Annotated in this window: 14 protein-coding genes; 9 read left to right on the forward strand and 5 right to left on the reverse strand. The window is 72.6% G+C overall.

Annotation, left to right across the window (positions count from 1 at the left end):
* Positions 1-72 precede the first annotated feature (72 nt).
* Together hutU and ACWEQG_RS30025 are read left to right on the forward strand one after the other, a co-directional pair.
* A complete protein-coding gene (gene hutU, locus ACWEQG_RS30020) occupies positions 73-1,863 on the forward strand; it encodes a urocanate hydratase (protein WP_452289834.1) in 1,791 nt (596 codons plus the stop codon).
* A complete protein-coding gene (locus ACWEQG_RS30025) occupies positions 1,844-3,103 on the forward strand; it encodes an allantoate amidohydrolase (RefSeq protein ID WP_452289836.1) in 1,260 nt (419 codons plus the stop codon). Before hutU ends, ACWEQG_RS30025 begins: the two co-directional genes overlap by 20 nt.
* 86 nt (positions 3,104-3,189) lie before the next feature.
* Here the strand turns inward: ACWEQG_RS30025 and ACWEQG_RS30030 are convergent, their stop codons facing one another.
* The 4 genes from ACWEQG_RS30030 to ACWEQG_RS30045 all read right to left on the reverse strand — a co-directional run bounded on the left by ACWEQG_RS30030 (position 3,190) and on the right by ACWEQG_RS30045 (position 9,015).
* Positions 3,190-3,795, reverse strand: coding sequence for a hypothetical protein (locus ACWEQG_RS30030; RefSeq protein WP_452289838.1), 606 nt, complete (start codon positions 3,793-3,795; stop codon positions 3,190-3,192).
* Positions 3,796-4,185: 390 nt separating this feature from the next.
* Positions 4,186-6,600, reverse strand: coding sequence for a Tex family protein (locus tag ACWEQG_RS30035; protein WP_452289840.1), 2,415 nt, complete (start codon positions 6,598-6,600; stop codon positions 4,186-4,188).
* 157 nt (positions 6,601-6,757) lie between these two features.
* Positions 6,758-7,141 (reverse strand): hypothetical protein, encoded by a 384-nt coding sequence (locus tag ACWEQG_RS30040; protein WP_452289842.1) that lies wholly within the window; start codon positions 7,139-7,141, stop codon positions 6,758-6,760.
* 125 nt (positions 7,142-7,266) lie between these two features.
* Positions 7,267-9,015: a RecQ family ATP-dependent DNA helicase gene (locus ACWEQG_RS30045; protein WP_452289843.1), complete on the reverse strand. Its 1,749-nt coding sequence runs from the start codon at positions 9,013-9,015 to the stop codon at positions 7,267-7,269.
* Between the two features lie 105 nt (positions 9,016-9,120).
* Here ACWEQG_RS30045 and ACWEQG_RS30050 point away from each other — a divergent pair, with 105 nt between their 5' ends.
* The 3 genes from ACWEQG_RS30050 (at position 9,121) to ACWEQG_RS30060 (ending at position 11,746) form a co-directional block, all read left to right on the forward strand.
* Complete coding sequence (locus ACWEQG_RS30050) at positions 9,121-10,122, forward strand: NADPH:quinone reductase (RefSeq protein ID WP_452289844.1); 1,002 nt, start codon at positions 9,121-9,123, stop codon at positions 10,120-10,122.
* A gap of 94 nt (positions 10,123-10,216) precedes the next feature.
* Entirely contained in the window at positions 10,217-11,170 is a 954-nt protein-coding gene (locus ACWEQG_RS30055) for a Ppx/GppA phosphatase family protein (protein WP_452289846.1), read from the forward strand.
* 126 nt (positions 11,171-11,296) lie between these two features.
* Complete coding sequence (locus ACWEQG_RS30060) at positions 11,297-11,746, forward strand: hypothetical protein (protein WP_452289848.1); 450 nt, start codon at positions 11,297-11,299, stop codon at positions 11,744-11,746.
* 99 nt (positions 11,747-11,845) lie between these two features.
* Here ACWEQG_RS30060 and ACWEQG_RS30065 read toward each other — a convergent pair whose 3' ends face one another.
* On the reverse strand, positions 11,846-11,986 hold the full coding sequence (locus tag ACWEQG_RS30065; RefSeq protein WP_169984430.1) for a hypothetical protein: 141 nt from the start codon (positions 11,984-11,986) through the stop codon (positions 11,846-11,848).
* Positions 11,987-12,116: 130 nt separating this feature from the next.
* Between ACWEQG_RS30065 and ACWEQG_RS30070 the strand changes: the two genes are divergently transcribed.
* The 4 genes from ACWEQG_RS30070 to ACWEQG_RS30085 all read left to right on the forward strand — a co-directional run bounded on the left by ACWEQG_RS30070 (position 12,117) and on the right by ACWEQG_RS30085 (position 14,300).
* On the forward strand, positions 12,117-12,608 hold the full coding sequence (locus ACWEQG_RS30070; protein ID WP_452289849.1) for a metallophosphoesterase family protein: 492 nt from the start codon (positions 12,117-12,119) through the stop codon (positions 12,606-12,608).
* A 37-nt stretch (positions 12,609-12,645) separates the two neighbouring features.
* The gene (locus ACWEQG_RS30075) at positions 12,646-13,284 is read left to right on the forward strand and encodes a DUF5709 domain-containing protein (RefSeq protein ID WP_452289851.1); all 639 of its coding nucleotides are present in this window, start codon (positions 12,646-12,648) and stop codon (positions 13,282-13,284) included.
* A gap of 98 nt (positions 13,285-13,382) precedes the next feature.
* On the forward strand, positions 13,383-13,796 hold the full coding sequence (locus ACWEQG_RS30080) for a PH domain-containing protein (RefSeq protein ID WP_363472499.1): 414 nt from the start codon (positions 13,383-13,385) through the stop codon (positions 13,794-13,796).
* Between the two features lie 87 nt (positions 13,797-13,883).
* Positions 13,884-14,300 carry a DUF3592 domain-containing protein gene (locus tag ACWEQG_RS30085; protein ID WP_452289853.1) on the forward strand — a complete coding sequence of 139 codons (417 nt, stop codon included), beginning with the start codon at positions 13,884-13,886 and terminating at the stop codon, positions 14,298-14,300.
* Positions 14,301-14,327: the final 27 nt, after the last annotated feature.

The following is a 14,327-nucleotide window of genomic DNA, read 5'->3' on the forward strand; positions in this document are numbered from 1 at the left end:
TTCATTCACTCAGGATGAAGAGAACTCATTGAATGGGACCATGCGCGCCGGGCGCGGGTGGGAGGAGGACTCGTGGCTGACGACGGTGACAGCGCCCCCAACCGGGCCCCCAACAGCGCCCCCAACAGTGCCCTCAACCGGGCCTCCAACCAAGCCCTCGACCGGGCTCCCGACCGCGCACCCGTCCGGGCTCCGCGCGGCACCACGCTCAACACGCGCGGCTGGCAGCAGGAGGCCGCGCTGCGCATGCTGATGAACAACCTCGACCCCGAGGTCGCCGAGCACCCGGAACGGCTCGTCGTCTACGGCGGCAGCGGCAAGGCGGCCCGCGACTGGCCGTCGTACGACGCCATCGTGCGCGAGCTCACCACCCTGCGGGCCGACGAGACGCTGCTGGTCCAGTCGGGCCGGCCGGTCGGCGTGATGACCACGCACGAGTGGGCTCCCCGGGTGCTGATCGCCAACTCCAACCTCGTCGGCGACTGGGCGACCTGGCCGGAGTTCCGGCGGCTGGAGCGGCTCGGGCTCACGATGTACGGCCAGATGACGGCCGGCTCGTGGATCTACATCGGCACCCAGGGAATCCTGCAGGGGACGTACGAGACGTTCGCGGCGGTCGCGGCCAAGCGGTTCGGCGGCAGCCTCGCCGGGACGATCACCCTGACCGCCGGGCTCGGCGGCATGGGCGGTGCGCAGCCGCTCGCGGTCACGATGAACGGCGGCGTGGCGATCTGCGTCGACTGCGACCCGCGCGGCGTCGAGCGCCGCATCGGCCACCGCTACCTCGACGTGCGGGCCGAGAGCCTGGACGAGGCGCTGCGCCTGGCGTACGAGGCCAGGGACGCGCGCCGCCCGCTGTCGATCGGGGTCGTGGCCAACGCCGCCGAGGCCGTGCCCGCCCTGCTGGCCCGGGGCGCGGAGATCGACGTCGTGACCGACCAGACGAGCGCGCACGACCCGCTGGCCTACCTGCCGCTCGGCGTCGCCTTCGAGGACATGGCCGCGCTCGCGCGCAAGGACCCCGAGGGGTTCACCCACCGGGCCCGCGAGTCGATGGCCCGGCACGTCGAGGCGATGGTCGGCTTCCAGGACGCCGGCGCGGAGGTGTTCGACTACGGAAACTCGATCAGGGGCGAGGCGAGCCTCGCCGGGTACGCGCGGGCGTTCGACTTCCCCGGGTTCGTGCCCGCCTACATCCGGCCGCTGTTCTGTGAGGGGAAGGGCCCGTTCCGGTGGGCGGCGCTGTCCGGCGACCCGGCCGACATCGCGACGACCGACCGCGCGATCCTCGATCTCTTCCCGGACAACAAGCCGCTGGCCCGGTGGATCAGGATGGCGGGGGAGCGGGTGCGCTTCCAGGGCCTGCCCGCGCGGATCTGCTGGCTGGGATACGGCGAGCGCGACCGGGCCGGCGAGCGGTTCAACGACCTCGTCGCCTCCGGGGAGATCTCCGCTCCCATCGTGATCGGCCGCGATCATCTCGACTGCGGCTCGGTCGCATCGCCCTACCGGGAGACGGAGGGCATGCTCGACGGCTCCGACGCCATCGCCGACTGGCCGCTGCTCAACGCCATGGTCAACGTGGCCTCCGGCGCGTCCTGGGTGTCGATCCACCATGGCGGCGGGGTCGGCATCGGCCGTTCCATCCACGCCGGACAGGTCACCGTCGCCGACGGCACGCCGCTGGCGGGGGAGAAGATCCGCCGGGTGCTGACGAACGACCCCGGCATGGGGGTGATCCGGCACGTGGACGCCGGGTACGACCGGGCCGCCGAGGTCGCCCGCGAGCGGGGCGTACGCGTCCCGATGACCCAGCCGGTCGAGATCGGGGAGGGGCGGGCCGATGCGGACGCCGACGCCTGAGGGAGCGGCGCGGGTCCTGCCCGAGGAGGTGGCGGACGGCTTCCGCCGCATGTGGCGTGACCTGCTGCCCGTCGGCCGGTACGACGCGACGGGCGGGTACCGCAGGCACGCCTGGACGGCGGCGGACGCCGAGTGCCGGGCCTGGTTCGCCGGGCAGGCGAGCGAGAGAGGCCTGACGTACGAGATCGACCGCAACGGCAACCAGTGGGCCTGGCTGGGCGATCCCGCGGCCGGGGACGCCGTGGTGACCGGCTCCCACCTGGACTCGGTGCCCGACGGCGGGGCGTACGACGGCCCGCTGGGGGTCGTGGGGGCGTTCGCCGCGCTCGACGCGCTGCGGGCGCGCGGCCTGCGGCCGGAGCGGCCGCTGGCGGTGGTGAACTTCACCGAGGAGGAAGGCGCCAGGTTCGGCCTGGCCTGTCTGGGGTCGCGGCTGATGACCGGCGCCGTCCGCCCCGAGACGGCTGGGGCGCTGCGTGACGCGGACGGCGTCACCCTGTCGGCGGCGATGGAACGGGCGGGATGTGACCCTGGGGCCGCCGGGCGCGACGACGAGCGCCTCGCGCGGATCGGCGCGTTCGTGGAACTGCACGTGGAGCAGGGCCGCCACCTCGCCGGCACGCCGCACCCGGTCGGCGTCGCCTCCGCGATCTGGCCGCACGGCCGCTGGCGTTTCGACTTCCATGGGCAGGCCAACCACGCCGGGACCACCCGGCTGGAGGACCGGCGCGACCCCATGCCGGCTTACGCGGCGGCCGTGCTGGCCGCACGCGCCGGCGCCGAGCGCCTGGGGGCGCTGGCCACCTTCGGCAGGGTCAGGGTCGAGCCCAACGGCACCAACGCGATCGCGTCGCTGGTCACCGCGTGGCTCGACTGCCGGGCTCCCGACGCCGCCCTGCTGGACAGCCTCGTCGAGGAGACGGCCCGGGCGGCCGGGGAGGCCGAGGTGACCCGGGAGTCCTACACGGCGGTCGTGGACTTCGACGCGCCACTGCGTGACCGCGTCGCGCGCGTCCTCGGCGGCGCGCCCGTGCTGCCCACGGGGGCGGGGCACGACGCCGGCATCCTCGCAGGGGAGGTCCCGGCGGCCATGCTGTTCGTCCGCAACCCCACGGGTGTCTCGCACTCGCCGTACGAGCACGCCGAGGAGGCCGACTGCCTCGCCGGGGTCGCCGCCCTCGCCGCCGTTCTGGAGGACCTGCTCGCTCCGGCCGCCGACGGCCACGGCGCGGGTCTCTGAGCGGATCGGCAGCTGGAGTTCGCCCCGGTACGAGGGACCAAACGACGTTTCAATTGGGCGAATACAGTGCTCCGCGCTTTCTGGTGTCACCAGTGCTTGTTTGCTCCCTGATGGGTGACTGGGGCGTTTGGTGCCTCTAGCGTGAAATCAGGGTCCAGATCCAAGGTTCGATGGATCGATTCGAGCTCCGTGCATTCGGACGTCGTCCGCCTTCTCACCACGGAGCCAACGGAGGAATACCCATGTTCAAGAACGCAATGGCTGCTGCCGTCATGACGGCTTCGGCCCTCGTCGTCCCTGTCACGATGCAGACGCAGCCCGTCAGCGCCTCCGGCACGACCGAACACGTCATCCGGCCGTCGTCGACGACGGGGGACTGTCCGGGCGGCGAATGCCGCAGGCGCGATCGTGAGCGCCTCCGTCCGGAGCAGCAACAGCAACAACAGCAACAACAGCAGCAACAACAACAGCAGCAACAGCAGCAACAGCAGCAACAACAGCAGCAACAACAGCAGCAACAGCAGCAACAGCAGCAGCAACAACAGCAGCAACAGCAGCAGCAACAGCAGCAGCAACAGCAACAGCAACAGCAACAGCAACAGCAACAGCAACAGCAACAGCAACAGCAACAGCAACAGCAACAGCAACAACAACAGCAGTGACGAAAACGACCGTCCGTCGAGCCTGATCACCCTGTGCCCCGCGTCCACGGCCTCGCGGGGCATTTCGCTGCCGCGTTCGTTCTCTCCCGGAGCCCGGGCCGTCGGCGGGTTTCGCTTCGGCGCCGTGGCGGCCGGCCGGGGACGGGGGGCCCGTGCTCGCCCTCGACCTCCACAGCACCTGCGACCGTCATCGTCCCCGGCGGTCGCCCGGGCGGCGCTCACCTCACACAGCCGGGGCTTGCCCTACGCCCCAGACGAGGGCGTCCAGCGGGTGCGGCGGCACCGCGTCGGTACGGCACGCGTCCAGGCCGCGGCCCCCGGCGGCGCGCCCCGGCCACCTGCTCGCCGCGGCGATACCGGGCGCGGGCCGCGGCGGCCCGCCCGAGAGGGCGAGCGGGCGGGCGGGCCGGAAGGGGCGCGTCAGCGGGAGCGGCGGTCGCCGGAGCCGGGGTCGGCAAGGCCAGCCCGGCGCAGGGCCTCGGCCATGGCGCCGCCCTGCGGCGCGCCGCCCGAGCCCCGCCCGTTGCCGCGGCCCGACCCGCCCCTGCTTCCCTGGTTCTGGCCACCCTGGTTCTGGCCACCCTGGTTCTGACGGGGAGCGTTCTGGCGCGGCTGGCCGCGCCGGCCGCCCTGCCGGTCGCCCCGGGCCTCGCCGTCCGGCCCGCCCCTGCGGCCGTTGCCCGTCGTCTCGTCATCCAGGCGCAGCGTGAGCGAGATGCGCTTGCGCTGGAGATCGACGTCGAGCACCTTGACCCGGACGATGTCGCCGGGCTTGACCACTTCGCGTGGGTCCTTCACGAACGAGTTCGACATCGCGGACACGTGGACCAGGCCGTCCTGGTGCACGCCGATGTCGACGAACGCGCCGAACGCGGCGACGTTGGTGACGACGCCCTCCAGGATCATGCCGGGAGACAGGTCGGAGGGCTTCTCGACGCCGTCCTTGAAGGTGGCGGTCTTGAACGCCGGACGGGGGTCGCGGCCCGGCTTCTCCAGTTCCTTGAGGATGTCGGTGACGGTCGGCAGGCCGAAGGTGTCGTCGACGAAGTCGGACGGCTTCAGCGTGCGGAGCGCCGAGGTGTTGCCGATCAGCGTGCGCAGGTCGCTCTTGCTGAAGTCGAGGATGCGGCGCACAACCGGATACGCCTCCGGGTGGACGCTGGAGGCGTCGAGCGGGTCGTCGCCGCCCGGGATGCGCAGGAAGCCCGCGCACTGCTCGAACGCCTTCGGTCCGAGCCGCGGCACGCCCTTCAGGCCGGTCCGGGAGCGGAACGGCCCGTTGGCGTCCCGGTGCGCGACGATGTTCTCCGCCAGTCCGGCGCTGATGCCGGAAACCCGGGTCAGCAGCGGGGCGGACGCGGTGTTGACGTCCACGCCCACCGCGTTCACACAGTCCTCCACGACCGCGTCGAGCGAGCGCGACAGCTTCACCTCGGACACGTCGTGCTGGTACTGGCCCACGCCGATGGACTTGGGGTCGATCTTGACCAGCTCGGCCAGCGGGTCCTGCAGCCGCCGGGCGATCGATACCGCGCCGCGCAGCGAGACGTCGAGACCGGGCAGTTCCTGCGAGGCGTAGGCCGACGCGGAGTACACCGAGGCCCCGGCCTCCGAAACCATGATCTTCGTGAGGTTCGGCATGTGCTTGACCAGCTCGGCGGCGAGCTTGTCGGTCTCCCGCGACGCGGTGCCGTTGCCGATCGCGACCAGCTCCACCTTGTGCTCGGCGGCCAGCCGGGCCAGCACCGCGAGCGACTGGTCCCACTGCCGCCTGGGCTCGTGCGGGTAGATCGTCTCGGTGGCCACGACCTTGCCGGTGCCGTCCACGACCGCGACCTTCACCCCGGTGCGCAGGCCCGGGTCGAGGCCCATCGTCGGCCTCGCCCCGGCGGGAGCGGCGAGCAGCAGGTCGCGCAGGTTGGCCGCGAACACCCGCACGGCCTCCTCCTCGGCCGCCTGCCACAGCCGGGTGCGCAGGTCGATGCCCAGATGGACGAGGACGCGCGTCCGCCAGGCCCAGCGCACGGTGTCGAGCAGCCACTTGTCGGCCGGGCGGCCCTGGTCGGAGATGCCGAAACGCCGCGCGATCCGCGCCTCGTAGTCGTTCGGCTCCTCGGCCTCCGGATCGAGGGTGAGCGTGAGCACCTCCTCCTTCTCGCCCCGGAACATCGCGAGGATGCGGTGCGAGGGCAGCCGGGTGAAGGGCTCGGAGAAGTCGAAGTAGTCGGAGAACTTGGCCCCGGACTCCTGCTTGTCCTCCCGTACCTGGGAGACGAGCCGGCCTCGGGACCACATCCGCTCCCGCAGATCGCCGATGAGGTCGGCGTCCTCGGCGAAGCGCTCGACCAGGATGGCCCTGGCGCCCTCCAGCGCCGCGGCGGCGTCGGCCACGCCCTCGCGTACGTATCCCTCCGCGGTCGCCTGGGGGTCCAGCGACGGGTCGGCCAGCAGCGCGTCCGCCAGCGGCTCCAGCCCCGCCTCCCTGGCGATCTGCGCCTTGGTCCGGCGCTTGGGCTTGAAGGGCAGGTAGATGTCCTCCAGCCGGGCCTTGGAGTCGGCCTCCATGATCCGCGCTTCCAGGGCCTCGTCGAGCTTGCCCTGGGAGCGGATCGAGTCGAGGATGGCCGCCCGCCGCTCCTCCAGCTCGCGCAGGTAACGCAGCCGCTCCTCCAGCGTGCGCAGCTGAGCGTCGTCGAGCGCACCGGTGGCTTCCTTGCGGTAGCGGGCGATGAACGGCACCGTCGCCCCACCGTCGAGCAGGTCGACGGCCGCGGTGACCTGGCTCTCGCGCACGCCGAGCTCTTCGGCGATCCGCTGCTGAATGGACGTCGTCACGATCCTGATCCGCCTTCTTCCGGGAGGGCTCTCATTCTGCCGGATCCGCCGGGTCCCCTCGTGCCACCTGTGGACAACGCCCTACCCGGACATCGGCACCCTCCCGCGCGGCCTCGGAATCCTCGGGTGACGTCCGCGAACTCCTGGGCGGGGCGGCTCAGCGCGCCGTGATCCTCTCGTACAGGCCGAGACCGGCCGGCAGCAGGAGCACGAGCGTGATCAGGCCGTGCGACGTGAACCACCATCCGCCTCGGGAGGACTCCTCCTCCACGGGCATCTCCAGAGCCGGACGGCCGAGCGCGATCTCCGGATGGTGCGCCAGGTAGCCGGTGGGGAACGTGGTCACGGTCCCGCAGCCGCACCCGGGGCAGGTCATCCCCGACCAGGGCGGCTGCACGGCCACACCCTCCCGGGTCCACACGACGACGTCGTTGCCGTGCTCGTCGTCCCTGCGGTGGACGACGTACTCCTCCTCCCAGACCCGCAGGCAGTGCAGGCACTCGAACGGCCACGTCTCCCTGGTACTGACTCCCTCACGCACCGGTCCCACCCCCGAACTCACGACCTCCGTCTTCGAGTCTCAACAGGTGGTGAAACCACTGCAAGTGGGATCAAGGCCGCGATCGGTAATGATTGCCCAGCGGGTCTGGCGAACCGCGAGGTCCGTCAGACCACCTCGAGCAGCTCGTCGACCACGCCGAGCGCCAGCGTCTTGTAGCCCACGGAGTCGAACAGCACCGTGATCCGGTCCTGCTCACGGCTCATCACTATCCCGTGCCCCCACTCCGCGTGCCGTACGTCCGCGTGCATGGGGAACGGCCCCTCGCCGGCCTCCGGCGGGGTCACGGTCCCGGAGCGGCAGGTGTCGCAGTCGCCGCACGACCGCTCGTACGGCTCGCCGAAGTACTCCAGCAGGAACCGGCGCCGGCAGCCGGTCGTCTCCGCGTAGCCGCGCATCATCTCCAGCCGGGAGTCCTCCATCCGGTGCCGGATGTCGTCGATCTCCGCCGCGCGGGCGGCGGCCTCGTCCGGCGACGGGCCGTCCGGCGCGTAGCGCAGGGCGCCGCCGTGGGAGACCTCGAAGGCGCCGGCCCGCTCCAGCAGGTTGACGTGCGAGGTCAGTCTGGCCGCCCCGATGTCGAGGAGCTCGCGCAGGTCGGCGGCGGCCACCTCGCCGCCGTGCTCGTGGACCAGCGTCGCGATCCGCCGCATCAGGTTCTCGTCCGCCCGGCCCCCGGAGAAGAACTTGCGCAGCCCCAGGTCCTCGGTCCGGTAGAACAGCACGGCGTCGGCCGGGTTCCCGTCCCGGCCCGCCCGGCCGATCTCCTGGTAGTACGCGTCGAGCGACTCGGGGGGCGCGGCATGCAGCACGTAGCGCACGTCGTGCTTGTCGATGCCCATCCCGAACGCCGAGGTCGCCACGACGGTGTCGAGGTCGTCGTCCTGGAACCGCTCGTGGATGCGGCGGCGATCCTTCGACTTCATCCCCGCGTGGTACGCCTCCGCCCGGCGGCCCCGCTCCTTCAGCAGTTCCGCGTACTCCTCGGCCTGGCGCCGGGTCGCCACGTAGACCAGCCCGACGCCGTCCAGCCCGGCGGCGTGGTCGGCCAGGCTCGTGCGCTTGTCGTCGTCGTCGGTGAACCGCTGGACCTCGAGGTTGAGGTTGGGCCGGTCGAATCCCCGGACGATCTGCTGCGCCCCGGTCAGGCCGAGCGATTCGATGATCTCCTCGCGCACGGTCGGCGCGGCCGTGGCCGTCATCGCGATCACCGGAGGATGCCCGAGACGCTCGATGACCTTGCCGAGCCGCAGGTACTCCGGCCGGAAGTCGTGGCCCCAGGCGGACACGCAGTGTGCCTCGTCCACGGCGATCAGCGACGGCCGGGCCGCGGCCAGCCGCTCGACCACCTCGGGCTTGGCGAGCTGCTCCGGCGACAGGAACACGTACTCGGCGTCGCCCGCGCTGACCTGGTCGAGGCCCGCCTCGACCGAGCCGGTCGAGTTGACCGCGACCGCGCCCGCGGCCCCCGCCTTGAGCAGGCCCATGACCTGGTCGCGCTGCAGGGCGATGAGCGGGGACACGATGACCGTCGGGCCCTCCAGGAGCAACCCGGGCACCTGGTAGACGGCCGACTTGCCGCCGCCGGTCGGCATCACCAGCAGCACGTCGCGCCCCGCGAGCAGGAGCTCCATCGCCTCCTGCTGGCCGGGCCGCAGCTGCTGCCACCCGAAGGCGTCCCTGGCAGTGGCCCGCAGGCGCCTGCCCCTGCGCCCGAACCGCCGGCCGAAGCGGCCCCCGGCCCAGCCTCCGGCCCAGCTTCCCGACCAGTCCCGCGACCAGCCGCCCCCGGCGCCGCCGAGCCTGTCACCGGGTCGTCCGCCGGACAGGCCCCCATACCTCTGCCTGACGCTCATGCCATCGCACTCCCTCGCCCGATCGGCCTGCAACTACCCCGGAGGAAAGGGCCGAACCGGAATAGCCGCGCGGACCGGGCGCTTACCGCTCGTATGAGAGCGATCGTGTATTCCGAGACCGGTGACAGCGGAGTCCTGCGCGTGGCCGAACGGCCGGTGCCCGAGCCGGGACCCGGAGAAGTCCGCGTACGGGTGGTGCGGTCCGGGGTCAATCCCACCGACTGGAAGGCGCGGCGCGGCACGCTGAGCCATCCCGAGGTCGTGCCCGACCAGGACGGCGCCGGGATCGTGGACGCCGCCGGACCGGGCGTGACGGGGGTGTCCCCGGGGGACCGCGTATGGGTGTGGGAGGCCGCCTGGGGGAGGCCGGACGGCACCGCCCAGGAGTACGTCGTGCTGCCCGAGCGGCAGGTCGTGCCGCTGCCGGACGGGGCCTCCCTCGACCTCGGCGCGAGTCTCGGCATCCCCGCGCTGACCGCGCACCGCTGCCTGACCGTGGCCGACGGCGGGCCGGACCGGCTCGCCCCCGGGGCCCTCGACGGCAGGACCGTCCTGGTCGCGGGCGGCGCCGGCGCCGTGGGCAACGCCGCGATCCAGCTCGCCCGCTGGGCCGGGGCGACCGTGGTGACCACCGTCAGCGGGCCGGAGAAGGCGGCGCTGGCCCGGGCCGCAGGGGCGCACCACGTCGTGAACTACCGCACCGGCGATCCGGTGGCGGAGATCCGCGGCGTCGCGCCCGGCGGCGCCGACATCGTCGTGGAGGTCGCGCCCGCGCCCAACGCCGCGCTCGACGCGGCGGTCACCGCGCCGCAGGGAGTGGTCGCGGTGTACGCGAACAACGGGGGAGACGAGGTCACGCTGCCGGTCCGCGAGCTGTTCACCCGCAACGTCCGCTACCAGTTCGTCCTCGTCTACACGGTGCCCGAGGCCGCCAAGGACGCCGCCGTGGCCGACGTGCGCGCGGTGGTCGAGGCGGGCGCGCTGCGGGTGGGGGAGGAGGCCGGGCTGCCCCTCCACCACTACCCGCTGGAGCGTACGGCGGACGCCCACGACGCGGTCGAGTCGGGCGTGGTCGGCAAGGTGCTCGTGGACGTCGCGCCCGAGTGAGGCCCCCGCTGAGGCCCCCACTGAGGCCCCAGTGAGGACCCGAGTGAGGCCGGGAGGCGAGGATCTTGCCCGGGCGGGCGGTACCGTCGGGAGCATGCGACTCGGAGTCCTGGACGTCGGTTCCAACACGGTGCACCTGCTGGTGATGGACGCGCATCAGGGTGCCCGGCCCCTCCCCGCGTTCTCCCACAAGGAGGAGCTGCGGCTGGCCGAGCATCTCGTCGACGGCGACAGGCTCAGCGAGGAGGGCGCGGCGCGGCTCGGGGCCTTCGTGCGTGAAGCGGCCCGCATCGCCGAGGACAAGGGCGTGGAGGACCTGGTCGCCTTCGCCACCTCGGCGGTGCGTGACGCGGTGAACGGCGAGGACGTGCTGGCCCAGATCAAGGCCGACACGCGGGTGGACATCCAGGTGCTGTCGGGGGACGACGAGGCCAGGCTGACGTTCCTGGCCGTGCGCCGCTGGTTCGGCTGGTCCTCCGGGCGGCTGCTGGTGACCGACATCGGGGGCGGCTCGCTGGAGATCGCCTCCGGCATCGACGAGGAGCCCGACGTCACGGTCTCTCTCCCGCTCGGGGCGGGACGGCTCACCCGCGACTGGTTCACCGCCGACCCGCCCGGCCCGGAGGAGCTCCGCGCGCTGCGCCGGCACGTGCGCACCGAGATCGGGCGGACCGCCGGGGCGGTCGCCAGGTACGGCAGGCCCGACCACGCGGTCGCCACGTCCAAGACCTTCCGCCAGCTCGCGCGCATCGCGGGGGCGGCCTCGTCGGGCGAGGGCCCGTACGTCAAGCGGACGCTGGCGCACGAGGACCTGGTCGAGTGGACGGCCCGGCTGGCGGCGATGCCGGCGGCCCGCAGGGCGGAGCTTCCGGGCGTGTCAGCCGGGCGGGCCGCGCAGCTTCTCGCCGGCGCGGTCGTCGCGGACGCCGCGATGGACCTGTTCGAGCTGCCGGTGCTGGAGATCTGCCCGTGGGCGCTGCGGGAGGGCGTGATCCTGCGCAGACTCGACGGCCTGCCCATGGGCAGGCCCCCGGTGGCCGATCAGTAAGGTATGAGGGTCATCCAAACGGGGCAAGGCACCAATATCCGGCAATTTCCGTTCCCTCATGTGGCGGGTGGTCTTCCACCGGCCGCCGGAGTGCCGTAATCGGGGTCGACCTCTGGAGGAATCTCAATGGTGGAGCTGCTGGGAGCCGTGGTCTCCCTGGCGGCGGTGGCGGTGCTGGTGCTCGCAGCGGTGGTGGCGATCGCGGTCGCGACCCTCGCCTGGCTGGGCGTGATGGCGGTGAGCACCGGGCGCGAGTCCTACGGACGGGCCATGTCCGTCCCGGCGGGCACGGGCACGGGCACGGACGGGCGCGCGCGGGACTCCCGCGCCGCCGAGGCCCGGGAGGCCGGTGCGCCGGCGAACCGGTCCGGTCAGGCGTCCGGGAGCGGGCCCGCGAACGGATCCGAAAAGGGGTCTGTGAACGGATCTGTGAACGGATCCGAGAAGGGGTCCGTGATCGGATCCGCCGGCAAGTCCGCGAACGGGTCCGGCGACGGGCACGTGAGCGGGCACGCGGCGGGCCGGGGCGCGAACCGGAAGATCCGGGCCGTCGCCGCCTCCGCGCGTCGCGCGTAACCGTCGCCGTCAGGAGAGGCCCACGCCGGCGTCCCCGTCAGGTTCTCCCTGGCGGGGACGTCGTCGTTCCGGGCGGCATGCGTCCGGGCGGAGGCGCCGTCAGCGGCTCTCCCGGTTCTGCCCGGACAACGTCTTGACCAGCTCGGTGAGGTGGGCGACCTGGGTCTCCAGCCCGCGTACGCGTGCCTCGAGCTCGGACAGGGTGGGGGCCTGGAAGCCGTCGGCGATCTGCCTGCTCATCGTTCCTCCCGAGCGGGACCGGCCGGGGGAGACCGGTGTAGGGGTGCAGGGCGTGAGGGTCGTGCGGGACCTGATCTCTATTCCCCGAAAACGTGATTTGGCACCTCTTCTCCTGGGGGAAGATGGAACGGTGAAGGTCGTCGTGCTGGCGGACACCCACGCGCCGCGGCGCTGGAAGTCCTGCCCGCCCGCGGTCGCCGAGCACCTGCGGAGGGCGGACCTTATCCTGCACGCCGGCGACGTCTGCACCGCGGACGTCCTGGTGGAACTGTCCGCGTACGCCCGGGTCCACGCGGTGCTCGGCAACAACGACGGCCCGGACGTCGCGGCCTGGGGCGCCCCCGAGACGCTCGAACTCGACCTCGGCGGACTCCGGGTGGCGATGATCCACGACAGCGGACAGGCCGCCGGGCGGACCGGGCGGATGCGGCGCCGGTTCCCGGACGCCGATCTGGTCGTCTTCGGCCACTCGCACATCCCCATGGACGTGACCGGCGACGGGGTGCGGGTGTTCAACCCCGGCTCGCCCACCGACCGCCGCCGCCAGCCGCACGGCACCATCGGCGTCCTCGATGTCGAGGACGGCCTGCTGCGGCGCGCCGAGATCGTCCCCGTCACCTGACCTGCCTAAGGGCCGCACGGCGGGGCATGGGGCCGTTATGAGAGAGAACAGACCACAGCCCGACCCGCGTTCGCGGTTCGAGGACGAAGGCATTCCGGACCTGCAGGAGGGCACGCCCGGGCAGCAGTGGGCCGAGGATCCGCAGGAGATGCCGCTGCCCGGCGACCGGCCCCTGGGCCTCGACGAGTACGGCACCACGACCACGGAGATGCGCGAGGGCGAGTCCCACGACCTGCGCCTGTCCCGCGAGGAACCGGACCTGGACGTCCGGTTCGGCACGCAGGCCGGGCCCGAGGGCCGCGGCGAGGAGAAGACCGGGGAGGCCGACGACGAGCTGCTCGACTCCTCCGAGGACGAGCTCGCCTACTCCTCCGGCGCCCAGGCCGACGTCCTCGGCGAGGGTGGCGACCAGCCGTACGAGGGGTACGGGACCGGCACCGGAGACGAGGCCGGCGGATACGGATCGGGCGACGCGGCGGACTACGCGACCGTCGACCCGGCCCAGCCGGGCAGGTACGGCACCGGCGAACCCGGCCGGGCCGGCCGGCTCGTCGATCCGGACGGCGGCATGGGTGTGGACACCGAGAAGGACCTGATCGCCGAGGACGTGGGGCCCGACCTCGGCGGCTACACGGCGGAGGAGCAGGCGATGCGCGTGGAGGACGAGACACCGTAGGGGGAGACGGCGGCGGCCGGGGGGCCGGGCCGCCGCCGCGGGGCGCGAGCGGCGGAGAAGGAGCCGCGAAAGGACCTCACATTGGTTACGCTGCCTCGATGGCGGGAGTTGAGGAGCCGCGGCACGAATGGCGGGTGCCGCGCGGGATCGTTGCGCTGAAGGCCGGGGGCACCGTGCTGTGCGGTGTGCTGGCGGTCGCCGGCGACGGCGCGCAGCTCTTCCTCGCCGGCGTGGCGGCCCTGGGGATCGGCCTGCTGACCGGCCGCGACCTGGTCGCGCCGGTGCGGCTCGCGGCGGGGGAGGACGGGCTGGTCGTCTCGGGGATCGCCGGGCGGGAACGCATCTCCTGGAACGATGTGGACCGCATCCGGGTGGACTCCCACCGCCGCTACGGCCTCACGACCGAGCTGCTGGAGATCGACGCCGGCGAGCAGATCCATCTGTTCAGCCGCTTCGACCTCGGTGAGCCGGTCGTCGACGTGGCCGAGACGCTCATGCGGATGCGTCCCTGATCCGTACGCGCGCCGTCGCGGTGCGGGACGGTCGCGGTTTGGGAACGGTGCAAGCCCATCGCAAGCGCGGGGCCCTAAAGTCCGATCGTGTCACAAACCGCTCTCATCACCCTGATCCTTTCGGGCATCGGACTCCTCTTCGGCCTCATCGGCGGCGGTATCACGATGAACGCGAGGGAGTTCCGCCGCCGGGCGCAGCGCACCTCCGGCCTGGTCGTGGGGCTGCGGGCGAGCCGGTCCGACGACGGGACCGTTTACTACCCCACGATCCGCTTCACCACGATGTACGGCCAGCAGGTCGAGGCCGAGACCACCTACGGGAGCAACCCGCCGCCCGCCCGGCCGGGTGAGGAGGTCCTGGTGCTGTACGACCCGGCCAAGCCGACGCGGATCCGGATCGACAGCGCGGCGGGCAGTGGAACGCTCCTCGGCGGCATCTTCCTCGCCGTCGGCATAGTGCTGTTCGCCGCGGGGGCGGGGGTGGCGCTGGTCCAGACGTTCTGAGCCGCGGCGTCCCCGCCCCCTCGGGGC

Source organism: Microbispora sp. NPDC004025 (genome assembly GCF_053604425.1).